The 20,940-nt window shown below is 67.2% G+C and carries 20 protein-coding genes; 8 read left to right on the forward strand and 12 right to left on the reverse strand.

What is annotated here, in order from left to right; genetic code table 11:
- Nucleotides 1-45: 45 nt before the first annotated feature.
- A complete protein-coding gene (locus tag HZY97_RS21060) occupies nucleotides 46-702 on the reverse strand; it encodes a mannan-binding protein (protein WP_180141989.1) in 657 nt (218 codons plus the stop codon).
- Between the two features lie 204 nt (nucleotides 703-906).
- On the opposite strand from HZY97_RS21060, the gene HZY97_RS06845 reads away from it, so the two are divergent.
- The gene (locus HZY97_RS06845; protein ID WP_257214942.1) at nucleotides 907-1,665 is read left to right on the forward strand and encodes a M15 family metallopeptidase; all 759 of its coding nucleotides are present in this window, start codon (nucleotides 907-909) and stop codon (nucleotides 1,663-1,665) included.
- On the opposite strand, the gene wrbA is transcribed toward HZY97_RS06845, so the two are convergent.
- Together wrbA and HZY97_RS06855 are read right to left on the reverse strand one after the other, a co-directional pair.
- Nucleotides 1,596-2,222 carry an NAD(P)H:quinone oxidoreductase gene (gene wrbA, locus HZY97_RS06850; protein ID WP_180141993.1) on the reverse strand — a complete coding sequence of 209 codons (627 nt, stop codon included), beginning with the start codon at nucleotides 2,220-2,222 and terminating at the stop codon, nucleotides 1,596-1,598. The two genes, HZY97_RS06845 and wrbA, sit on opposite strands and share 70 nt — an antisense overlap.
- A gap of 17 nt (nucleotides 2,223-2,239) precedes the next feature.
- Nucleotides 2,240-2,938, reverse strand: coding sequence for a pirin family protein (locus tag HZY97_RS06855; protein WP_180141995.1), 699 nt, complete (start codon nucleotides 2,936-2,938; stop codon nucleotides 2,240-2,242).
- 146 nt (nucleotides 2,939-3,084) lie between these two features.
- On the opposite strand from HZY97_RS06855, the gene HZY97_RS06860 reads away from it, so the two are divergent.
- The 3 genes from HZY97_RS06860 (at nucleotide 3,085) to ctrA (ending at nucleotide 5,474) form a co-directional block, all read left to right on the forward strand.
- Nucleotides 3,085-3,669 (forward strand): hypothetical protein, encoded by a 585-nt coding sequence (locus HZY97_RS06860; RefSeq protein ID WP_180141997.1) that lies wholly within the window; start codon nucleotides 3,085-3,087, stop codon nucleotides 3,667-3,669.
- On the forward strand, nucleotides 3,669-4,598 hold the full coding sequence (locus tag HZY97_RS06865) for a LysR family transcriptional regulator (RefSeq protein ID WP_180142000.1): 930 nt from the start codon (nucleotides 3,669-3,671) through the stop codon (nucleotides 4,596-4,598). The genes HZY97_RS06860 and HZY97_RS06865 overlap by 1 nt, the downstream gene beginning before the upstream one ends.
- 162 nt (nucleotides 4,599-4,760) lie before the next feature.
- On the forward strand, nucleotides 4,761-5,474 hold the full coding sequence (gene ctrA / locus HZY97_RS06870) for a response regulator transcription factor CtrA (protein WP_180142002.1): 714 nt from the start codon (nucleotides 4,761-4,763) through the stop codon (nucleotides 5,472-5,474).
- Nucleotides 5,475-5,538: 64 nt separating this feature from the next.
- Here the strand turns inward: ctrA and HZY97_RS06875 are convergent, their stop codons facing one another.
- Both HZY97_RS06875 and HZY97_RS06880 read right to left on the reverse strand, forming a co-directional pair.
- Complete coding sequence (locus HZY97_RS06875) at nucleotides 5,539-6,204, reverse strand: HPP family protein (protein WP_180142005.1); 666 nt, start codon at nucleotides 6,202-6,204, stop codon at nucleotides 5,539-5,541.
- A gap of 1 nt (nucleotide 6,205) precedes the next feature.
- A complete protein-coding gene (locus HZY97_RS06880; RefSeq protein WP_180142007.1) occupies nucleotides 6,206-7,861 on the reverse strand; it encodes an amidohydrolase in 1,656 nt (551 codons plus the stop codon).
- Nucleotides 7,862-7,987: 126 nt separating this feature from the next.
- Here HZY97_RS06880 and HZY97_RS06885 point away from each other — a divergent pair, with 126 nt between their 5' ends.
- Nucleotides 7,988-9,232: a threonine ammonia-lyase gene (locus HZY97_RS06885; RefSeq protein ID WP_180142009.1), complete on the forward strand. Its 1,245-nt coding sequence runs from the start codon at nucleotides 7,988-7,990 to the stop codon at nucleotides 9,230-9,232.
- Between the two features lie 607 nt (nucleotides 9,233-9,839).
- Complete coding sequence (locus HZY97_RS06890) at nucleotides 9,840-10,625, forward strand: arginyltransferase (protein ID WP_180142011.1); 786 nt, start codon at nucleotides 9,840-9,842, stop codon at nucleotides 10,623-10,625.
- 146 nt (nucleotides 10,626-10,771) lie between these two features.
- Here HZY97_RS06890 and HZY97_RS06895 read toward each other — a convergent pair whose 3' ends face one another.
- The 4 genes from HZY97_RS06895 to HZY97_RS06910 all read right to left on the reverse strand — a co-directional run bounded on the left by HZY97_RS06895 (nucleotide 10,772) and on the right by HZY97_RS06910 (nucleotide 16,057).
- Nucleotides 10,772-11,584: a transglutaminase family protein gene (locus HZY97_RS06895; RefSeq protein WP_180142013.1), complete on the reverse strand. Its 813-nt coding sequence runs from the start codon at nucleotides 11,582-11,584 to the stop codon at nucleotides 10,772-10,774.
- The gene (locus HZY97_RS06900; RefSeq protein WP_180143119.1) at nucleotides 11,584-12,519 is read right to left on the reverse strand and encodes an alpha-E domain-containing protein; all 936 of its coding nucleotides are present in this window, start codon (nucleotides 12,517-12,519) and stop codon (nucleotides 11,584-11,586) included. The genes HZY97_RS06895 and HZY97_RS06900 overlap by 1 nt, the downstream gene beginning before the upstream one ends.
- Before the next feature lie 10 nt (nucleotides 12,520-12,529).
- Nucleotides 12,530-13,966 (reverse strand): circularly permuted type 2 ATP-grasp protein, encoded by a 1,437-nt coding sequence (locus tag HZY97_RS06905; protein WP_180142015.1) that lies wholly within the window; start codon nucleotides 13,964-13,966, stop codon nucleotides 12,530-12,532.
- Nucleotides 13,967-14,047: 81 nt separating this feature from the next.
- On the reverse strand, nucleotides 14,048-16,057 hold the full coding sequence (locus HZY97_RS06910) for a protein-disulfide reductase DsbD (protein ID WP_180142017.1): 2,010 nt from the start codon (nucleotides 16,055-16,057) through the stop codon (nucleotides 14,048-14,050).
- 80 nt (nucleotides 16,058-16,137) lie between these two features.
- On the opposite strand from HZY97_RS06910, the gene HZY97_RS06915 reads away from it, so the two are divergent.
- Together HZY97_RS06915 and HZY97_RS06920 are read left to right on the forward strand one after the other, a co-directional pair.
- A complete protein-coding gene (locus tag HZY97_RS06915; RefSeq protein ID WP_180142018.1) occupies nucleotides 16,138-17,799 on the forward strand; it encodes an alkaline phosphatase family protein in 1,662 nt (553 codons plus the stop codon).
- The gene (locus HZY97_RS06920; RefSeq protein WP_180142019.1) at nucleotides 17,799-18,137 is read left to right on the forward strand and encodes a VOC family protein; all 339 of its coding nucleotides are present in this window, start codon (nucleotides 17,799-17,801) and stop codon (nucleotides 18,135-18,137) included. Before HZY97_RS06915 ends, HZY97_RS06920 begins: the two co-directional genes overlap by 1 nt.
- Here the strand turns inward: HZY97_RS06920 and HZY97_RS06925 are convergent.
- The 3 genes from HZY97_RS06925 to HZY97_RS06935 form a co-directional block, all read right to left on the reverse strand.
- Nucleotides 18,134-19,063 (reverse strand): right-handed parallel beta-helix repeat-containing protein, encoded by a 930-nt coding sequence (locus HZY97_RS06925; protein ID WP_373684331.1) that lies wholly within the window; start codon nucleotides 19,061-19,063, stop codon nucleotides 18,134-18,136. The two genes, HZY97_RS06920 and HZY97_RS06925, sit on opposite strands and share 4 nt — an antisense overlap.
- A 64-nt stretch (nucleotides 19,064-19,127) precedes the next feature.
- The gene (mmsB, locus tag HZY97_RS06930; RefSeq protein ID WP_180142021.1) at nucleotides 19,128-20,003 is read right to left on the reverse strand and encodes a 3-hydroxyisobutyrate dehydrogenase; all 876 of its coding nucleotides are present in this window, start codon (nucleotides 20,001-20,003) and stop codon (nucleotides 19,128-19,130) included.
- Between the two features lie 103 nt (nucleotides 20,004-20,106).
- Nucleotides 20,107-20,883 (reverse strand): enoyl-CoA hydratase, encoded by a 777-nt coding sequence (locus HZY97_RS06935; protein ID WP_180142022.1) that lies wholly within the window; start codon nucleotides 20,881-20,883, stop codon nucleotides 20,107-20,109.
- Nucleotides 20,884-20,940: the final 57 nt, after the last annotated feature.

Raw genomic sequence — 20,940 nt, forward strand, 5'->3', positions numbered from 1 at the left:
ATGCCACCGCCGGCGCCGAAGCGCCAGCGGTGGGTGGGTTTCAGCTTAGCGCTGGAAGCGGATCGAGCAGGTCGACATGCGGCCCTGCACGGTCGTGCGCCAGTTGCCGGTCCACTCGCCGCGCATGTCGCGGGCCTTGTCGCGGCACTTGCGCTCGGCGTCCGACTGATTCCAGATCGGGCCGACTTCGATGTCGCGGATCACGCCGCCGGTGCCCCAGCCGCCGCCGTTGCCGGGATAGCCGCCGCCATTGCCGGGGCCACCGCCCCAGTTGCCGCCACCGCCCGGACGGCCACCGCCGGGACGACCCCAGCCGCCTTCGCCATAACCGCCATTGTCACCCCAGCCGTTATTCCGGCGCGGGTCGAGGTCGGTGATGCGATAGAGCAGGCGCGGGCCGCCGCTGCGCGGAATGCCCGAGATCACGCCGCCGCGCAGGTCGAGGCGAACGCGGGCGCCGCGCGACGGATCGTAGAGGTTGACTGCATCGCGGCTGCGATTGGTCTCGTCGAAGCGGTGGATCAGCGTGCCGTCATCGGCGAACTCGACCCAACGGCCGGGACGCGTCTCGACAAAGGCGCCGCCGCCGCTGTGGCGAACACGGCCGACATTGTTGCCGTCCACCCGCTGCATGGCGGGCGCGGCGTGCGGCTTCGCCGGAGCGGCCGACGCGGCAGTGCCGGCCAGCAGTGCGGCGGACAAGGCTAGGCAGGAAATTCTTGCGAGCATGGTTCATTCTCCCCTGGCTGCATCTTCGGGCCTTTTGACCCGATCGACACAGCTGCGCAACGATTCAGCAATGCGCATGGTTGCGTGATGATTGCGTGACCCTTTTCGCTTGAACCGCGTTTGAACGATGATGCCAGCCTCGCGAAAGGTTGGGCCGGCAGCGTGATGGGGTTGCGTATGCGTATTCCGGCCCTCGCCCTATTCCTGCTCGCGCCAATGGCGGTGCATGCCGAGGAGGATGCCCCGCCCCCGGCCGCGACCGCATCGGTCGCGCGACTGTTCAACCACCTCCCCTATGGCGAGGCCGATCCGACGGCGCTGCTGCCGGTGCCGAGCCTGCCGGGCTGCACGATGGCGCGTGAAGTGGTCGGGGATCTCGAGCGGCTGCTCAGCGCGGCGCGGGCCGAAGGCGTCGATCTGGGTGCGGCATCCTGCTTCCGCTCGGTCGCCTATCAGCGCCGGGTGTTCTGCGCCGGCGCCGGCAATTGCGACGCGGTGGCGGCACAGCGCGCCCGCTTCGTCGCGCCGCCGGGGTATAGCGAGCACGCCACCGGCTATGCGATCGACTTCGTCCAGCGCGGCGGCGACTGCCGGGCGGTCGAGCAATGCTTCTTCCTCACCCCCGGCGGTCAATGGCTGATGAAGCGCGGGCCGGAGTTCGGCTTCGAGCTTTCCTTCCCGGCCGGCAACAAGCAGGGCGTCGGCTGGGAGCCCTGGCATTGGCGCTGGACCAGCACACCGGCAGCCCGCGCGCGTTTTGCATTTGCCCAGGCGAGCTTCCCTGCGCTGCCCGCGGCACAAATAAAAACAGCGGCCGGACACGAGGTCCGGCCGCCGTCCCTGGAGACCGCGCCAGGAGGGGGAATTTACGCGGTCTCGACTTCGCGGTGGGGAGCCGCGATCTTGTTGGCCAGCTCGGCGACCTTGCGGCCCTGATAGCGGGCGCCATCCAGCTCGGCCTGGCTCGGCAGGCGGCTGCCGTCCGAGTCCGAGATGGTGGTCGCGCCGTAGGGCGAGCCGCCCTTCACTTCATCGACACCGCTCTGGCCGGCATAGCCATAGTCGAGGCCGACGATGTTGAGGCCGAAGTGGAGCAGGTTGGTGATGATCGAGAAGAGCGTCGTCTCCTGGCCGCCATGCTGGGTGGCGGTCGAAGTGAAGGCACCGCCGACCTTGCCGTTCAGCTGGCCCTGGAACCAGACGCCGCCGGCGCGATCCCAGAAGCTCGCCATCTGGCTGGCCATGCGGCCGAAGCGGGTCGGCGCACCGACGATGATACCGTCATAATTCGCCAGCTCATTGACGTCCTCGAGCACCGGATGGCTGTGATCGGCGACGAAACCGGCGGCCTGCGCCACTTCGAACGGCGCGGTCTCGGGAACGCGGCGGACATCGACGGTGGCACCCGTGCTGCGCGCGCCCTCGGCGACGGCATCGGCCATCTTCGCGAGGTGGCCATAGGACGAGTAATAGAGAACGAGGATCTTGGACATGATGCGATTCCCTTGTGTTATTCGCTATCGACCAGGACGATTTCGGCGTCCTCGATCGCGGTGATGGTGAAAGTCTTGCCGCCGCTGAGGGCGACACCGTCTCGGGCGTTCACCCGCTCGCCGTCGATCTCGATCGTGCCGACCGCGGGCACCAGATAGGCGTGCCGATTGGCACCCACTTGGTGGGTGACGCTCTCACCGGCCTTCAGCGTCGCGCCGAGGACACGGGCATCAGCCCGGATCGGCAGCGCATCGGCATCGTCGGCAAAGCCGCTCGCCAGGGTAACAAACTTGCCCGAACGATCGCCCTTGGGGAAAGGCTTGGCGCCCCAGCTCGGCTGGCCACCACGCTCGCGCGGCATGATCCAGATCTGGAAGAGCGTCGTCGTCTCGGGCTCGAGGTTGTACTCGGCATGGCGCACGCCATTGCCCGCGCTCATCACCTGGACGTCACCGGCGCCGGTGCGGCCCTTGTTGCCCATCGAATCCTGGTGCGTGATCGCGCCCTGGCGGACATAGGTGATGATCTCCATGTCCTGGTGCGGATGCGGCGGGAAGCCGGCGCCGGCGGCGATCTCGTCGTCGTTCCAGACGCGCAGCGCCCCCCAGCTCATCCGGGCCGGATCATAGTAATCGGCGAAGCTGAAATGATGCCGGGCGTTGAGCCAGCCATGGTCCGCGTGGCCGAGCGTACCAAAGGGTCGTTTGTCGATCATGGGGTGTGAACCTCCTGTGTTGAGCAGGAAGATAGGGCGCCGGATCGCAGCGTAAATGGAAACGTTGGAAACCGATCGTTTCACAATACTTCCATTCGGCGCCGAAGCTGCTAGATTGAGCGCGTCCACAGCCGAAAGCAGCCGTCATGCCGCATGCGCTTCGTCGACTTCCCCTCCGCGCCGTTCTGTTTGCCCTGCCCGTCCCCGCGCTGGCGCAGCAGGCCCCCGTTCCGGTCACCTGCCCGACCGCCGCGACGACCGATGGCGACGGGCAGAAGGATTTCGACTGGGAGATCGGATCCTGGACGACCAGGCTCAAGCGCCTCAAAAGCCCATTATCCGGGTCGACGACCTGGGTCGAATATGAAGGCACGACCGAGGTTCGTCCGGTGCTGGACGGGCGCGCCAACCTGGTCGAGCTCAAGGTTGCCGGACCGGCCGGAAGGATCGAAGGCGCGTCGCTGCGGCTCTACAATCCCAAGGCCCGCCAATGGGCGCTCCATTTCACCGGCGCCGGCACCGGCGTGCTGACCCCGGCGACGATCGGCGCCTTTCACGGCGGCTGCGGCGAATTCTACGCGCAGGACAACTGGAACGACCGCGCGATCCTGGTGCGCTTCGTGATTTCGGACATTACCGCGAACTCCGCGCGGTTCGAGCAAGCCTTCTCGGCCGATGGCGGCAAAAGCTGGGAAGTGAACTGGATCGCCACCGATACGAGGCGCAACTGATGAAGCTACCCGATTTCGAAGCCTGGGCGGTGTTCGCCGCCGTCGTCGAGCATCGCTCGTTCAGCGCCGCGGCGGACGCGCTGGCGGTTTCCAAGGCGACCGTCTCCAAGGCGATCACCCGGCTGGAAGGCCGGCTGGGCACCACGTTGTTCCACCGCACCTCGCGCCGGCTGACGCTCACCGACAGCGGCCGGAGCCTGGCCGAACATGCGCAACGCATCCTGAGCGAGGGCCAGGCGGCCGAGGAAGCCGCCTTCGAATCGGCCAGCGCGCCCGCCGGGCTGGTCCGCGTCGCGGCACCGCTGACCTTCGGCATCCAGGCGGTGGCACCGGCGCTGGCCGACTTCATGAAGCTCTATCCGGGCATCAAGGTCGAGCTGCGCCTGTCCGACGCGTTCGTCGACATTGTCGGCGAGGGGATCGACATCGCGCTGCGCATCGCCGAACTGCCCGATTCGTCGCTGCGCGCCCGGCGGCTGGGGCCGATGGTGATGCACATCGTCGGCGCGCCCGCCTATTTCGACAGGGCCGGACGCCCGCGCCATCCCGCCGACCTCGCCCACCATGCCTGTTTCGTCTACACAAATACATCCAATCCGGATGTATGGCGCTTCCGCAAGGCGGGCGGCGAGGAAGCCGCGGTCCGCGTCGACGGGCCGATCCGTACCGACAGCGGCGATGCGATGATCCCCGCATTGTGCGCCGGCCTGGGCGTCGCGCGGCTGCCCGACTTCCTGATCGCCAGCGAACTCGCCAAGGGCGATCTGGAAGAAGTGCTGGAGGAATGGTCGGGCAGCGCCGCCGCCTTGCACCTGCTCACGCCGCCCGGAACGCTCCGCCCCGCGCGGGTGGAAGCGTTAATCGAATTCCTTTCCGATCGCTTGCGAAAGACCTGTGGTGAATTCCATCTAAAGGACTCGACTCCGTAACGAATCCGAGTCCGCCCATAGGTAGATTCCCTACGACTCGTGGAGTCAGGCCGGTTAGGGAGAAATTAACCTTTTGCCTTCAGACAAGCTTAGGTTAATGAATCGTCCGAGGCATGCCTTTCAATTGGGGCAAGGCAGCCTGCGGGCAAGGGGACTTTGACGATGCGCGTGCTGTTGATCGAAGACGAGCCGAGCACTGCCAAGGCGATCGAGCTGATGCTCACGACCGAGGGCTTCAACGTCTATACGACGGACCTCGGCGAGGAGGGCTTGGACCTGGCCAAGCTCTATGATTACGACATCATTCTGCTCGACCTGAACCTGCCCGACATGCACGGGTATGACGTTCTGAAGAAGGTCCGGGTCGCCCGCGTGCAAACGCCGGTGCTGATCCTGTCGGGCATCAACGAAATGGATTCCAAGGTGCGTTCGTTCGGCTTCGGTGCCGACGATTACGTGACCAAGCCCTTCCACCGCGAAGAGCTGGTTGCGCGCATCCATGCGGTCGTCCGCCGCTCGAAGGGGCACAGCCAGTCGGTCATCCGCACCGGCAAGCTCGCCGTGAACCTCGACGCCAAGACGGTCGAAGTCGACGGTGCCCGCGTGCACCTGACCGGCAAGGAATATGCGATGCTGGAGCTGCTCTCGCTCCGCAAGGGCACGACGCTCACCAAGGAAATGTTCCTGAACCACCTTTATGGCGGCATGGACGAGCCCGAGCTCAAGATCATCGACGTGTTCATCTGCAAGCTGCGCAAGAAGCTCAGCATGGCATGTGAAGGCGACAATTACATCGAGACCGTCTGGGGCCGCGGCTATGTGCTGCGCGAGCCGGACGGCGTCGAGGAGCAGGAGCCGGTTTCGGCCGTCGCCTGATACGACAAAGCTTCAACGGGGGTTGGCGAGGCCGTGGTCCGAAAGGATCGCGGCCTTTCCCGTTTCAGCGCTTGCGGCGCGCGATCGCGTGGCGCTCGGCGGCCTCGAGCAGCGCCGCCAGATCCTCGCGGCTGACGTCGAAGCTTTCGTGCGCCGCATCGAGCGCGGCATCGATGTCCTCGGGCAGGATGCGCGGATGCGCCGGTGCCGGCGCCGGGCGGTGCGGATAGCTGTGACCGGAGAAGCGGTGGAAGGCGATGCCCGCCACCACCAGCAGCACGGCATTCACGCCGCCGGGCGTCAGTGCGAACATATAGCCCTTGGCCATGATCTCGGGCCCCGCGAGCACCGGGACCAGCGCGCAGCCGCCACCCGGCGGATGGAGGCAGCGCAGCGCCGACATGGCGAGGATCGACAGCCCCACCGCCACGCCCGCGGCCAGTACGCCGTGACCGAGTGTTTGCGCGACGAGGATGCCCGTGGCCGTCGCCACCACCGTGCCGCCGATTACCGGCCAGGGCTGGCCGAGCGGGCTCGACGGCACTGCGAAGACAATCACCGCCGAGGCGCCGAGCGATGCCGCGAGCAGCAGCGCCGCATGGCTGCCGACGAGCGGCGCAGCGAGCGCACCGGCAAAGGCGATACCAAGTCCGGCACCAAGCGCAGCGACCGCGCGCTCGCGCCAATTGGCGCCCGCGAGTTGGCGCAACCGCAACAATGTCGTCGTCATGCTACTTCTTCACATAGACCCGTGCGCCGCCGACCCAGGTTTCGAGCACCTGCGTGGCGCGCAGGTCCGCCGGCGAGGCGAGCAGCGGGTCGCGGTCGATCAGGATGAAGTCGGCGCGCATGCCGGGCGCCAGGCGGCCGATCATATTCTCCGCAAAGCCCGCCCAGGCGGCGCCGGTGGTGAAGCCCGCCCAGCCCTGTTCGCGCGTCACCGCTTCCTCGACCCGCCAGCCGCCGAACGGCTGGCCATTGGCGTCGGTGCGAGTGAACGACACGGCCCAGCCGGCCCAGGGATCGGGGCTCTCGACCGGATAGTCCGAGCCGAAGGCGATGTGCGTGCCGTCCTTGAGCATCGTCTTCCAGGCATAGGCACCGGCGAGCCGGTCCTTGCCCAGCCGCGCCTCGGCCATGTTCATGTCGCTGGTCTGGTGGACCGGCTGCATCGAGGCGATCACGCCGAGCTTGGCGAAGCGCGGCAGGTCCTTGGGATCGACGATCTGGGCATGCTCGATCCGCCAGCGGCGATCGTCCTTGTACGTGTCCGACAGCACTTCGACCGCGTCGAGCACCTGCTGGTTGGCGCGATCCCCGATCGCGTGGACCGCGATCTGGAAGCCGTCCATCGCGCCGCGGGTCATCATGTTGAGCAGCTGGTCGTCGGTGAGAAAGCCCAGCCCCTTCTGGCCCGGCGCGTCGCTGTAATCGGCCTTGAGCCAGGCGCCGCGGCTGCCGAGCGCGCCATCGGCATAGAGCTTGATCCCGCCCATGCGCAGCTTGTCGTTATAGAGCCACGGCGTCGGCCCCTGCCCGGCCACGGCAAGCGCGGCCTCGACGCCGCTGGCATAGCTCATGATCCGCACGCGGAGCTGGCCGATATCGCCCATGCGGCGGAAGGTGAGCCAGTCGTCGACCGAGGAGCCCATGTCGGCGGTGGCGGTGATGCCGAGCGAGAGCAGCCGGTCCTGTGCCGCCAGGAACGCAGCGTTGCGGTCGCGCGGCGTGGCCTTGGGGATGAACTTCTCGACCAGCGCCATGGCGCCGTCGACGAATACGCCCGACGGCGCCCCCTTGGCGTCACGCTCGATACGGCCACCATTGGTGTCCTTGTTCGCCGCGGTGACTCCGGCGACCTGGATCGCGCGGCTATTCGCCCAGGCGGCATGGCCGTCGACACGCTCGAGCCAGACCGGGCGATCGCTCACCGCCTTGTCGAGCTCCGCCGCGGTCGGGAAGCGGCCGAGCTTCCAGATCTCCTGGTTCCAGCCGCCGCCGAGGATCCACTTGGTCGGATTGGCGTCGGCATAGGCCTTGATCTTGGCCAGCGCCTCGTCGAGCGACGTGGTCTTGGAGAGATCGAGCAGCAGCAGTTGCGAGCCGAGGCCCATGACATGGCCATGCGCGTCGATCATGCCCGGAAGCAGCGTCTTGCCGCCCATGTCGAGCTTCCACTCGACCTTTTTCGGGCGCTTGTCCTCGCGCTTGAGCAGCTGGGTGACCTTACCGTCGCGGCTGAACAATATGCCGTTGAAGCGGACCACATCGCCCTTCTCGTCCAGCGTCATGCCGTTGACATTGTCGATCAGGCCGTCCGCCATGGCGGCTGCGGGGGCGAGGATGAGGGCGAGCGCGGCGAACAGCCGCAGGAGGCGCTTCAGCATGGACGCAGGGCATAGGGCTTGTTCCGCCAAGGCGCCAGATGCGCCGCCTTCATGCCCGCAGAACATGGCTTTCCCCATAGAAGCGTGGTTTCCCCTGCGGCGCAGATGGTCTAGGCGAAACGGGATATGGCCACCAAGACCCTTCCGGCGAATGCGCCGCTGCCCGTTTCGATCGACGACGTCCGTGCAGCGCAGGCGCGCATTGCGGGCCAGATCGTGCGGACGCCGACGCTGGTGAGCAAGACGCTGTCGGACCTGACCGGCGCGACGGTCTACCTGAAGTTCGAGAACCTGCAGTTCACCGCGGCGTACAAGGAGCGCGGCGCGCTCAACACGCTGCTCCAGCTCGACGAGGCGGCGCGCAGCAAGGGTGTGATCGCGGCATCGGCCGGCAACCATGCCCAAGGCCTGGCCTATCACGCCAACCGGCTCGGCATCCCGAGCACGATCGTGATGCCCAAGAACACGCCGATCGTGAAGGTCACCCAGACCGAGGGTCATGGCGCCAACGTGATCCTCGAGGGCGAGACGTTCGACGCCGCCTATGCGCACAGCCGCAAGCTGGAGGCCGAGCACGGCTTCACCTTTGTCCACCCGTTCGATGATCCCCGCGTCATCGCCGGCCAGGGCACGGTCGCGCTCGAGATGCTCGAGGACGTGCCGGAGATCGATACGCTGGTGATCCCGATCGGCGGCGGCGGCCTGATCTCGGGCTGTGCCACCGTGGCCAAGTCCGAGGGGCGCGACATCGAAGTCGTCGGCGTGCAGGCCGAGCTCTACCCCTCGATGTACAACCGCATCCACCACACCGACATGCCCTGCGCCGGCGACACGCTGGCCGAGGGCATTGCAGTGAAGCAGCCGGGCGGCATCACCTCGGGCATGGTCGAGGCGCTGGTCGACGACATCGTGCTGGTCAGCGAGCGCCGGCTGGAAGAGTCGGTGAGCCTGCTGCTCCAGATCGAGAAGACCGTGGTCGAGGGCGCCGGCGCCGCCGGCCTGGCCGCGCTGCTCGGTGAGCCGCAGCGCTTCAAGGGCAAGACCGTGGGCATCGTGCTGTGCGGCGGCAATATCGACCCGCGGCTGCTCGCCTATGTGCTGCTGCGCGACCTGGCCCGCTCGGGCCGGATGGCGCGGCTGCGCATCCGCCTGCAGGACCGGCCGGGCGCGCTCTACAAGGTGGCGCAGATCTTCGACCAGCTCTCGGTCAACATCCTCGAACTGTCGCACCAGCGCATCTTCACCAACCTGCCCGCCAAGGGCCTGAGCCTGGACGTGGAGTGCGAGACGCGCGACCGCGACCATCTCGACCGGCTGATGACTGCGCTGCGGCGTGCGCAATATGAGGTGCAGCTCGTCGAGCTGGCCTGAGCGCGCCGCGGAAAGTCACGAAAGTCACGACACTCACGCGCGGGCGCGCATGCGCACGCGCGAGGGGATCGGGAGCGATCCCGTATTTCCTTACCTTTGAAAGAGCGGCCGGGCCGTAGCCCGGCTGCCGAAGCCAAGCAGGCGAAATCCTACATTGCAAGCCAGCTTCATTCGTCACCTCGGCCTTGTGCCGGGGTCCACCGGGCGGCGAGCATTGGACAAGAGGCTCAAAGCGCGTTGCGGTCGGCTTAGTGGACCCCGGCACAAGGCCGGAGTGACGGCATGTCCGAGGATGGCCCCAAATCCCCGCGACTCAGCAGGACTCCTTCTGTTCCGCCCCAAACCGACGAAGCGAATCGCACGCGCGACGAACCGAGTCGTCGCTGGATTCACACGATTCATCGACTCCGTTATGATGCCCCCACAGAGCAAATTTCGCTTTTCCGGCAGCGTGTTACGCGGCCCGATGGTTAACGCATGCGCTCTCCCAGAGAGTGGTGAATCGTTAACCTTCTTTCATGGTAAAGCCGCTTTTCATCCTTCAAATTCCGCAGCATAGTCGCCGCATCAGGCCGGACGTAACGGCCGGCGCAAAGGGGCATCAGGGGTGACTGCACTTTCCCGTTTTCCGCGGTTCTTCGTCACCAGCCCCTCGCCTTGCCCCTATCTGCCGGGCCGGCAGGAGCGGAAGATCTTCACCGAGCTGGCAGGCCAGCATGCGGGCGAGCTGAACGACGCGCTGGGCCGCATCGGCTTTCGCCGCAGCCAGTCGGTCGCGTACCGGCCGAGCTGCGCGGGCTGCACTGCCTGCGTCTCGGTCCGCGTCGTCGCCGACGAGTTCAAGCCCAATGCCAGCCAGCGCAAGCTGCTCAAGCGCCATTCCGACCTCGAGATCACTGCCTGCAAGCCCTGGGCGACCGAGGAGCAGTTCGCGCTGCTCCACCGCTATCTGAGCGCGCGCCATCCGGGCGGCGGCATGGCGGCGATGGACGAGAATGACTATGCCGACATGGTCGAGCAGTCGCCGGTCAGCTCCTATGTGATCGAATATCGCGAGCCGTCGGTGAACGGCGAGCGCGGCCGTCTGGTCGGCGCCTGCATCACCGATCAGCAGGCCGACGGCCTGTCGATGATCTACAGCTTCTTCCTGGCCGATGACGAAGGCCGCCCGGGCCTGGGCAACTTCATCATCATGGAGCACATCCTGCGCAGCCAGGCCGCCGGCCTGCCCTATGTCTATCTCGGCTATTGGGTGAAGGGCAGCGAGCGGATGGCGTACAAGACGCGCTATCGCCCGATCGAAGTGCTCGGCCCCAATGGCTGGACGGTGCTGGAAGACGAGGACATGCAGGTGTCGATGCCGGTGCCGCAGACTGCGGCGGCATTCGCCTGAGGATCATGCTGGGGATCCCAAACTGATCCCCGGCGAAGGCCGGGGCCCAGCAGCAATGTCGTTCGAGAGTTTCTCGCGCCTAACTATCTTCGCCGCGACTGGGCCCCGGCCTCCGCCGGGGAACAGCTTTCCGCTTGGCGCCCGACCTATTCCTCCACCCCCAGCTGATCGACGTGCAGGTCCACGGCGAGTTGCTCCTGCCCCTGTCCGATCCGCATCCCGCCAGTGGCCGCGGCGCTGCTCGCGTCGAGCCCGATCGCGACGCGGACATAGCTTTCGTCGGGGCTGAGGCCCGTCGAGGGATCGAATCCGACCCAGCCGAGCCCTTCGACATAGGCTTCGGCCCAGGCGTGCGGCGCCGACTGGGCGGCATCTTCTGCGCGATAGCCCGAGACATAGCGGGCGGGGATCATCAGGCCGCGGCTGGCCGCGATGAACATCTGGGCGACGTCGCGCGAGCTGACATCCTTGCCGCCCTCGAACGCCTTGACCGCGGTGCAGCCGGCATCGGGGAGATCGGGCACACAGGGAAAGCGCGCATGAAAGGCGGCGTTGAGGCTGTGGAGCTGCTCGAGCTGGTCGCGCGCCGTCCCTACCCCGTCCGCGGCGAAGACGAACAGCGCGTCGCTCGACTTCGTCCGCGGCGTCATGCGCATGTAGTAGAGCGGCGGCAACGGCTCGGGCGCGCCGCGCACCACACCGCTCGCCTCGCTGGTCAGCACTTCGCCGGTGACGGTGATGTCGAGCGCTTCGATCGGCCCCTCGGCATAGAGCATCGTCACCGAATTGCCGTAGCCATCGGTTCCGTCGCGCAGCCGGGCGTCGCAATCGACGCCGACCAGCCAGCTCACCACCGTCTGGTCCTGCGTGTCGCACGGCGTGAGGCGCAGCATCTGGACGATGCGGGCCTGCGGCTCGCTGAACCGGTAATGTGTCTTATGCTCGATCGCGATCCGCATCAGATGAACCTGAACTGCCGCGCGACCGCGGCATTGAGCATCGAATTCTCGGCGACGAACGCCTCGAGATATTCATGCAGCCCGGAGACGATGACGTCATGCGTCCTGGTCTTCTGCATCCGCGCCATGCGGGCGCGGGCCATGCGGTCCGCCTCGCCCTGCAGGCCGGTGCGCTTGGCGAGCGCGTTGAGCAGCGTGACGACTTCCTCGACACAGGCGGCAAGGCTGCGCGGCAGCTCGAAGCGGCTGATCAGCAGGTCGATCACGTTCGCCGGCTGGAGCCCGTCATTGTAGAGCCAGCGATAGGCGTTCACCGCCGAGACGGTCTGCAGGATCGTGTTCCACTGGTCGCGGTCGACGACGCCGCCGACCTGCTCGCCTTCGGGCAGGAGGAGGTGGTATTTCACGTCGACCAGCCGCGCAGTGTTGTCCGCGCGCTCGATCGCGGCGCCGAGCTGGATCAGCAAAGTCGCCTCGTTGCGCATCATCCGGTGGATCGCGCCTTCGAAGCCGCGCGTCTCGCCCTTGACCTGTTCGAGCAGGTTGAGCGTCGGGATCGCGCCACCGGTGGAGGAGCGCTGCTGCGTCATCAGCCAGGCGCGGTTGATCGCGGTCCATGCCTCACGGGTGAGCGCAGTGCGCACGGCGCGGGCATTGTTGCGCGCCATCTCCAGGCAGCGGACGATCGAGCCGGCATGGCTCATGTCGAGCGTGAGGAAGCGCGCGACATTGGGCTGGGTCAGGTCCAGCCCGGTCTCGGCGAACGCCTCGTCGGTATAGGTCACGGCGAGCGCGCTATGCCATGCCGCCTCGCCGGCCGGGCGGGTGGAGAGCGCGTCGAGGCGGATCGTCGCCTCGACCAGCCGGGCGATGAAGTCGGCGCGCTCGAGATAGCGGCCAAGCCAGTAGAGCGCTGCGGCGGTGCGGGAGAGCATCAGCATCGCGTCATGCCCCGTCGTCGAGCAGCACGAAGCTGTCCTTGGTGCCACCGCCCTGGCTGGAGTTCACCACCAGCGAGCCCTTTTGCAGCGCCACCCGGGTGAGCCCGCCGGGCGCGACGCGCACGCCGTCGCTGCCGGTGAGGACGAAGGGGCGGAAATCGACATGGCGCGGGGCCAGGCCCTGCTCGACCAGGGTCGGCACGGTGGAGAGCGCCAGCGTCGGCTGGGCGATGTAGCGATGCGGCTCGGCGACCAGCGCGGCGCGGAAGTCGGAAATCTCCTGCCTGGTCGCGGTCGGGCCGACGAGCATGCCGTAGCCGCCCGAGCCGTCGACCAGCTTGACCACCAGCTCGGGCAAATGATCGAGGACATATTTCAGCGCCTGCGGTTCACGGCAGCGGAACGTCTCGACGTTGGGCAGTTTCGCCTCGCCACCCGAATAGAAGCGAACGATCTCGGGCATGTAGCTGTAGATCGCCTTGTCGTCGGCGATGCCGTTGCCCGGCGCGTTGAGGATCGCGACGTTGCCGGCGCGGTACGCCGCCATGAGGCCGGGCACGCCGAGCATCGAATCCGGGCGAAAGACGAGCGGATCGAGGAAATCATCGTCGATGCGGCGATAGATGACGTCGACCTTCACGCGCCCGGCAATCGTCTGCATCCAGACGACATCGTCGTCGATGACCAGGTCCGCCGCCTCGACCAGCTCGACGCCCATCGAGTCCGCCAGGAAGCTATGTTCGTAATAGGCCGAGTTGAAATGGCCGGGGGTCAGCACGACGCAGACCGGCTTGCGATTATTGCCCGGCGCGACCGACTGCATCGTCTTGAGCAGCATGTCCGGATAGCTGTCCACCGGCGCCACGCGGAAATCGCGGAACAGCTCGGGGCATAGCCGGATCATCGCCTCGCGATTCTCGAGCATGTACGAGACGCCCGAGGGCGTGCGGGCATTGTCTTCGAGCACGAAGAATTCGTCGGGCCCCGTGCGCACCAGATCGATCCCGCAGATATGCGCCCAGATGCCGTGCGGCGGACGGACGCCGTCGACTTCGGCGCGGAACTGGTCGTTTAGGTAGATCAGCTCGGGCGGGATGATCCCTTCCTTGAGGATCCGGCGCGCACCGTAAATATCCTCGAGGAAGGCGTTGATCGCCTCGACGCGCTGGACCAGCCCCTCGGAAAGCCGCGCCCATTCGCCGGCGAGGAAGACGCGCGGGACGATGTCGAACGGGATGATCCGCTCCGCCGCGTCGCTGTCGCCATAGACCGCGAAGGTGATGCCGAGCTGGCGGAACGCGGCCTCGGCGGATTGCTGGCGGCGCTGCAGTTCGGCGGCGTCGGTATCGGCCAGCCACTGCGATAGCGCAGCGAATTCGGCGCGCGGGTTTTCAGGCCCGCCATGCCCCCAGATTTCGTCGAACGCCCCGCCTGCCGCCATGCGCCTCCCAAGTGCCGGAAAGACCGACAAGTTCCATGCTGCAACGCTTTGTTGCGTTGCACAAGGCCCCGGCACGGAATCCTATTTGGCGAGATCGATCAGCGTCGCCTGGGTAAGGATCTGGGGCAGCACGCGCGGCTCTGCCTCGCCGGGCTTGTACCAGAGATAGAGCGGCACGCCGGCGCGGTTGTGCTTCTCGATGAAGCGGCCGAGCACGGGATCGCCGTCGGTCCAGTCGCCGACGAGCACGGTGACCTTGTTGTCGGCGAGCGCCTTCGCCACTGCCTCGGTCTCGATCACTGCCTTTTCGTTGACCTTGCAGGTGAGGCACCAGTCGGCGGTGAAATAGGCGAAGACCGGCTTGCCCTGCGCGGTTAGCTCGGCAAGGCGCGCTTCGCTGAACTTCTCGGCGCCGGACACCGTCTTCGTCTCGGCCGGCGCCGCGCTGACAAGGGCGATCGCACTGATAGCGAGTAGCAATAGCGGCAATGCCGGGAGCCATGCGAAGGCCTTGCCGCGGCGCTGGCGCAGGCCGGTCCACCACAGGCCGAGCATCGCGAGCAGCGTCGCGGTGAGGCCGATCGACATGCCGGCAACGCCGGCCTGGCGCCCCAACACCCAGGCGAGCGCGAGCGCGGTGAAGAACATCGGCACCGACAGGATACGGCGCAGCGTCTCCATCCAGGCGCCGGGTTTCGGCAGCAGGCGGCGGAAGGCGGGGACGAAGCCGAGCAGCAGGAACGGCAGCGCAATGCCGAGCCCGAGCCCCCCGAACACCGCCAGCGCCGCCGGCCAGGGCAGCACGAGCGCCGCACCCAATGCCGCGCCCATGAACGGGCCGGTGCACGGCGTCGCGACGAAGGCGGCAAGCGCGCCGGTGGCGAAGGCGCCGCCGGTGCCCTTCGACGCGGCACGGTTGACGAAGCCCGGTGCGGACAGCTCGAACAGGCCGGCAAGGTTGAAGGCAATGCCGGCGACGAGCAGCAGCAGCACGAGGATCACGCGCGGATCCTGGAGCTGGAACGCCCAGCCGAGCGTCGCCCCGCCGGCGCGCAGGGCGAGCAGCCCGCCGCCGAGCGCGAGGCAGACCAGCACCACGCCCGCGGTATAGGCCAGCGCCTCGCCGCGCGGATTGCCGCCCTCGGCATTGGACTTGGCCAGGCTCAGCGCCTTGAGGCTGAGGATCGGGAAGACGCAGGGCATGATGTTGAGGATCAGCCCGCCGAGCACCGCGCCGAGAAAGGCGAGCACCGCCGCGCCCCATGACGCCGCCGCGGGCGCCGCCCTCGCGGCGGTCACCTTGCCCGGCACCGCTTTGACCCAGAAGCCCTGCTTGCCGAAGGCGAGCAGCCCCTCGATCGGGCCGGCCTGCTTGCCCTGCGTCTCGATCAGCACGCGGTCGCCGTCGCGCGTCACCTTCTGGGGGGCAGCATAGTCGATGGCGTCATGCGTCGCGGAGAAGAAATAGCCCTCGCCTTCCGCCTTGGCGGCCGCGGGGAACGGGATGGACACGCGCAACGCCTTGCCGTCGATCTGATAGGTGCCCTGTACGCCGAGCGGCCTGGGCAGCGCCGCGCGCCACGTATCGAACTGGGCGCGGCGATCGGGCGTCACCATGCCGTCGCCGACCTGGAGGACCGTCGAGAGATCGGCCTTGCCCGGCACGCAGATCGCGTCGGTGCAGACGAGATAGTCGAGGTGCAGCCTGACCGGGAAATTGCCCGTGGCATCCGCCGGCACCTTCAGCGTCACCAGCGGGGCGAAGGGGCCTTCATAGACATAATTCATCAGGCCCGCGATCAGCAGCCGCTGCGGCACCGGATAGCGGAATTCACCCGTGGTGGCGCCGGATGGCAATGTCCACTCGGCCCGCGCCGGCAGCCCGGCATCGCCCGGATTGAGCCAATAGGCATGCCAGCCCTTTTCCGGCACCGAGGCGAGCGCAAGCGTGACCTCGCTGCCCGGCGCGGGCCGTTCGCTCTCGGCGATCAGGGTGATGTCGACATGCTGCTGGCCCGGCGCCTGTGCCGACGCCGTGCCTGCAAACAGGCACAGCAACAACGCCATCAATCCGAAACGAACCGCCGCCATGGAGCATCCTTGCCGAGGAAGAGCTGTTGGCCCAATAGCAGCCCGGCAGGATTTGAACACGCCGGAGGTCGCCCCCGCATATGAAACTGTTCCGCCCGATCGCAGCCATTGCCGCGCTGCTCGCCTCCACGCCCCTCGCCGCCCAGCAGGCCGCCCCGGCGCCGGTGCAGAATGTGCCGTCGCAGGCGCCGCGCGCCGCGCCCTCACTGGTGGTGGTGATTTCGGTCGACCAGTTCTCCGCCGACCTCTTCGCCGAATATCGCGGCCAGTTCAGCGCCGGCTTCGCGCGGCTGATGAGCGGCGCGGTGTTCCCGTCGGGCTATCAGAGCCATGCCGCGACCGAGACCTGCCCCGGACACTCAACGATCCTGACCGGCGATCACCCGGCGAAGACCGGCATCATCGCCAATGACTGGACCGACTTCAACGCGCCGCGCGAGGACAAGACGGTCTATTGCGCCGAGGACGAGAGCGTGCCCGGCAGCACCTCGAACAACTATACCGTGTCGGACAAGCACCTGAAGGTGCCGACGCTCGGCGAGTGGATGAAGGCAGTCGATCCGCAGAGCCGCGTCGTCGCGATCTCGGGCAAGGACCGTTCGGCGGTGATGATGGCCGGGCACAAGACCGACGAGATCTGGTGGTGGAACGGCAAGGGCTTCGTTTCCTATGCCGGCCGCGCCGAGCCGGCGATGGTCACGCGGATGAACGCCAATGTGACCAAGCGCATCGGAGAGGCGCAGGAGCCGCTCGAGCTGCCGCCCTTCTGCCAGGCGCGCAGCCGCGCCATTCCGCTGTGGAACGGCCGCACCGTGGGCGATGGCCGCTTCGCCCGCGCTGCCGGCGACAGCAGCGCCTTCCGCGCCTCGCCCGAGTTCGACGAATCGATCCTGGCGACCGCCGCCGGGCTCGCCACCGACATGAAGCTGGGCCAGTCGGGCCATACCGACCTGCTGATCGTCGGCGCCTCGGCCACCGACTATGTCGGCCATTCGAAGGGCACCGAAGGCAGCGAGATGTGCCTGCAGCTGCTCTCGCTCGACCAGACGCTCGGCAAGCTGTTTGCCGTGCTCGACAAGACGGGCGTCGACTATGAAGTGGTGCTCACCGCCGATCACGGCGGGCATGACCTGCCCGAGCGCAACGACGATCACGCCGCGCCGATGGCACAGCGCATCGAGAAGGATGTGACCGGCAGCGCGATGAGCAAGGCGATCGCCGCCAAGCTGGGCATCACCGGCACCGTGCTGACCGGCGGGCCGGCCGGCGACGTCTGGTTCGACGCCAAGCTCACCAAGGCGCAGCGCGCGGCGGTGCAGGCCGAGGCGATCAAGATGTACAGCGCACATCCGCAGGTACAGGCGGTATTCACCCGCGCCCAGGTAGCAGCGACTCCCATCGTGCACACGCCGCCGGAGACCTGGACCTTGCTCGAACGTGCCCGCGCCTCGTACAGCCCCGATCGCTCGGGCGACCTGATCGTCGCGCTGAAGCCGCGCGTCACGCCGATCCTGTCGGGCGGGCCTGGCAATGTCGCCACGCATGGCAGCTTCTGGGACTATGACCGCCGCGTGCCGATCCTGTTCTGGCGCAAGGGCATGACGGGGTTTGAACAGCCGCTTTCCGTGGAAACTGTGGATATTGCCCCGACGCTGGCCGCGCTAATCCATGTCCCCGTACCGGTCGAGATCGACGGCCGCTGCCTCGATCTGGACGCGGGAGCGGGAGACACCTGCAAGTGATGCGTTTCGGAATCCGCCGGGTCATCCTCTTCACGACCAACTTCGCCGTGATGCGCGATTTCTATCGCGACAAGATCGGGCTGGAGATCATCGAGGAAGAGAATGGCTGGGCGGATTTCGACGCCGGGCTGATCCGCCTTGCGCTGCACGAGGCCAAGTTCAAGGGCGCCGAGGGGCCGTTCAAGCTCGCTTTCTACTGCGAGGATGTCGAGGCCGGCTGTGCCGAGCTCACCCGGCGCGGCGTGAAGATGGGCAAGATCACCCGCTTCGGCCAGATCGAGCTGTGCGACGGGCAGGATCCCGACGGCAACAAGTTCCAGATCTCCAGCCGGCGCTAGCGGCGCCGTTCGAAGATGCGGATACCGGGGCCGAGATTATTCTCGCCCAGCGGCCCGACCTGCCCGGTGAAATCAGCGACAAAGGCCGGGCTCGGCGGGGCGCCGGGCGCCAGCGTGGCGGTGTTGCCTTCGATGCGCAGGCCCGTGCTCGGATAGGTCCGTCCCTCTGCCGCGACCACGATCATGCCCGAGCTGTTCTCCTTGTGCGAACCCTGGACAAAGGTGTTGCCGGCGATCAGGCCGGTGCCACCCTCGCTCATATCGATCATGTAGTTGGTCTTGCTGCCCTTCGAATCGTCGAAGCTGTTGTTGGTGATCGTCACCCGGCGGGCGCGCAGCTTGACGTAATGGCCGCCGGTGCCGCGCTCGAAGCGCGAATTGGTGACGACCACGTCGCCATCGACCGCGAGATAGATCGCATGGCTGCAATTCTCGGTCTCGCACTGGCCGAGGCCCGAGAAGCTGGTGTGATGGATGGTGATGCGGCGCACCGTCTCATGGCCACCGCCGAGAATGCCTTCTTGGCTGTCGAGAAACATCGAATTGGTGACAGTCAGGTCGCCCATCTCGATGCGGATGCCCGCGCCGTTGCCGTCATCGACCGCGAAGCCGCGAAAGACGATGCCGTCCACCGCCGAGCCGCGCCCGCGCAGCACAAAGGCGGCCTTTTCCTCGCACACCGTCTTCTCGAAGATCGCCGTGCCGGGCTGGACTGCCTTGAAGGTGATCTTGCCGCCGGTCTGGACGGTGCACTCATGATAGGTACCCGGCGCGATCAGGATGGTGGCGGTGCCGTCGCGCACCGCGTTCACGGCGTCGTCGAGATGGGCGAAGCCCTGGCCGGTCTCGGCGATGACGAAGGGCGCGCCGCGCTGCGGCTGGGCAGCCACGGGCGCGGCGAGGACGAGGGCGGCGAGGATCGGCATGCGCATGGCCGTGTCATAGGCCCGCTTGCGCAAACACCGGGTTAAAGGCCGCCGCCGCACCAGCTTACCGCAGCGTCTTGATGATGCCCGAGAAGTCGAGCCCGGCGCCTTCGCCGTCGACAAAGGCCTGGTAGAGCGCCTCGGCGCGCTTCCCCATCGGCACGTTGGCGCCGACACTCGCGGCGGCTTCGAGCGCGAGCTTGAGGTCCTTGAGCATCAGCGGGGCGGCGAACCCGCCCTGATAGTCGCGGTCGGCGGGGCTTTCGGGGCCGACGCCGGGGACCGGGCAATAGCTCGTCATCGACCAGCTCTGCGCGGTGCTGATCGAGGCGATGTCGTAGAATTTCTGCGGATCGAGCCCCAGCTTCTCCGCGAGAACGAACGCTTCGCAGGTGGCGATCATCGTCGCGGCGAGGACCAGGTTGTTGCAGGCCTTGGCAGTCTGCCCCGCCCCGCTGGCGCCGGCGTGGATCACTGCCTTGCCCATATCGGCGAGAAAGGGTTCGGCGCGGCCGAACGCCTGTTCGGTGCCGCCGACCATGAAGGTCAGCGTGCCGGCGCTGGCCGCGGCAATGCCGCCCGAGACCGGCGCATCGACCGCCATCAGGCCACGCTCGGTGGCGGCCTGGGCAACGCGGCGGGCGGTCTCGACGTCGATCGTCGAGCAATCGATCAGGATCGCGCCGGGCGAGGCATTGTCGAGCAGCACGTCGGAATAGGTCGTCTCGACGTGGCGGCCGGCGGGCAGCATCGTCACGATCGCCTCGGCCCCGGCCACCGCCTCGGCGGCGCTGGCGGCGGGCAGGCAGCCGGCGGCCTTCGCCTTGTCGAGCGCGTCCTGGTTCAGGTCGAAGGCGCGGACGTCATGCCCCGCCTTGGCGAGATTCGCGGCCATGCCGCCGCCCATATTGCCCAGGCCGATAAATGCTACGCGTGCCACTTCTCTTATCCTCTCTCATTCGTCATCCCGGCGGAAGCCGGGATCTCGTGCGGCTCTTTTCCGGCGCCGTCGCCTGAGACCCCGGCTTTCGCCGGGATGACGGTTATTTTCCGGTCCAGTTGCCCGGACGCTTCTCGACAAAGGCCGCCATGCCTTCGCTCTGGTCGGCGGTGCCGAACAGCGCGTGGAACAGCCGGCGCTCGAAGGCGACGCCCTGGGCCAGGCTGGTCTCGAAGGCAGTGTTGACCATCTCCTTGTTCGCCAGGATCGCGAGCGGCGCCATCGAGGCGATCAGCTGCGCGGTCTTCACCGCTTCCTCGACGAGTTCGGCCGCGGGAAGGATGCGGCTGACCAGCCCGGCGCGCTCGGCTTCCTGCGCGTCCATCATCCGGCCGGTGAGGCACATCTCCATCGCCTTGGCCTTGCCCACCGCGCGAGTGAGCCGCTGCGAGCCGCCCATGCCGGGCGAGACGGCGAGCTTGATCTCGGGCTGGCCGAACTTCGCATTGTCGCCCGCGAGGATGAAGTCGCACATCATCGCCAGCTCGCAGCCGCCGCCCAGCGCATAGCCGGAGACCGCGGCGATGATCGGCTTGCGCGTACGCGTGAACACGTCCCAGCCGGCGAAAAAGTCATGGCCGTACATGTCGGCAAAGCCCTGCGCCTGCATCTCCTTGATGTCCGCCCCTGCCGCGAACGCCTTCTCGCTGCCGGTGATCACGGCGCAGCCCTGCGACGGATCGGCGTCGAATGCCCTCATGGCATCGAGCAGCTCGGACAGGATCTGGCTGTTGAGCGCGTTGAGCGCCTGGGGGCGGTTGAGCGTGACGAGCGTGGCGGCGCCACGCTGTTCGACGAGGATGGTTTCGTAGGCGGTCAAGGCTTCCTCCAGGGCGCGCCGGCGGCGCCAAAAGTCACGAAAGTCACGACACTCACG

The organism is Sphingomonas sp. R-74633 (assembly GCF_013416555.1).
Classification (GTDB): domain Bacteria; phylum Pseudomonadota; class Alphaproteobacteria; order Sphingomonadales; family Sphingomonadaceae; genus Sphingomonas.

Coding starts and splice junctions, on each gene's coding strand:
- HZY97_RS06845 (WP_257214942.1), top strand. CDS start 907: ATGCGTATTCCGGCCCTCGCCCTATTCCTGCTCGCGCCAATGGCGGTG.
- wrbA (WP_180141993.1), bottom strand. CDS start 2,222: ATGTCCAAGATCCTCGTTCTCTATTACTCGTCCTATGGCCACCTCGCG.
- HZY97_RS06855 (WP_180141995.1), bottom strand. CDS start 2,938: ATGATCGACAAACGACCCTTTGGTACGCTCGGCCACGCGGACCATGGC.
- HZY97_RS06860 (WP_180141997.1), top strand. CDS start 3,085: ATGCCGCATGCGCTTCGTCGACTTCCCCTCCGCGCCGTTCTGTTTGCC.
- HZY97_RS06865 (WP_180142000.1), top strand. CDS start 3,669: ATGAAGCTACCCGATTTCGAAGCCTGGGCGGTGTTCGCCGCCGTCGTC.
- ctrA (WP_180142002.1), top strand. CDS start 4,761: ATGCGCGTGCTGTTGATCGAAGACGAGCCGAGCACTGCCAAGGCGATC.
- HZY97_RS06875 (WP_180142005.1), bottom strand. CDS start 6,204: ATGACGACGACATTGTTGCGGTTGCGCCAACTCGCGGGCGCCAATTGG.
- HZY97_RS06880 (WP_180142007.1), bottom strand. CDS start 7,861: ATGCTGAAGCGCCTCCTGCGGCTGTTCGCCGCGCTCGCCCTCATCCTC.
- HZY97_RS06885 (WP_180142009.1), top strand. CDS start 7,988: ATGGCCACCAAGACCCTTCCGGCGAATGCGCCGCTGCCCGTTTCGATC.
- HZY97_RS06895 (WP_180142013.1), bottom strand. CDS start 11,584: ATGCGGATCGCGATCGAGCATAAGACACATTACCGGTTCAGCGAGCCG.
- HZY97_RS06900 (WP_180143119.1), bottom strand. CDS start 12,519: ATGCTCTCCCGCACCGCCGCAGCGCTCTACTGGCTTGGCCGCTATCTC.
- HZY97_RS06905 (WP_180142015.1), bottom strand. CDS start 13,966: ATGGCGGCAGGCGGGGCGTTCGACGAAATCTGGGGGCATGGCGGGCCT.
- HZY97_RS06910 (WP_180142017.1), bottom strand. CDS start 16,057: ATGGCGGCGGTTCGTTTCGGATTGATGGCGTTGTTGCTGTGCCTGTTT.
- HZY97_RS06915 (WP_180142018.1), top strand. CDS start 16,138: ATGAAACTGTTCCGCCCGATCGCAGCCATTGCCGCGCTGCTCGCCTCC.
- HZY97_RS06920 (WP_180142019.1), top strand. CDS start 17,799: ATGCGTTTCGGAATCCGCCGGGTCATCCTCTTCACGACCAACTTCGCC.
- HZY97_RS06925 (WP_373684331.1), bottom strand. CDS start 19,063: ATGCCGATCCTCGCCGCCCTCGTCCTCGCCGCGCCCGTGGCTGCCCAG.